This window comes from Photobacterium sp. R1 (assembly GCF_054600795.1).
On record NZ_BAAHZP010000378.1, the window covers coordinates 1 to 301 of the forward strand.

The 301-nt window shown below is 28.9% G+C and carries 1 protein-coding gene; it reads right to left on the minus strand.

The annotated features are described in order from the left end of the window. A partial coding sequence (locus ACYP03_RS25505) for a hypothetical protein (RefSeq protein WP_459782605.1) occupies positions 1-301 on the minus strand: 301 nt, incomplete at both ends.

Here is a 301-nt window from a genome sequence, read left to right on the forward strand (position 1 = left end):
AATTGTCCATGTAAAATCTTCAATATAACGCAAAACTTTATTACTTATTTTTTTCATATTAAACTCAAACTTTCCATTTAATATCTCTCGATTTTCTGCATGCTCACAGAGCTTACCTTTTTCTATTTTTCTTTTAACATCTAGAACAAGAGCTTTTGCTGACTTAGGATAAGATAGGTTTCTATCTTCTTCAATTAATACTGAGTTATAATCATTCATCTCAATTGTTACTTCTTTTTTTACATCTTCATTTAAAATATCCCTCTCTAAACCCTCAAGTTCAGTAATTGCACCTCGCTTT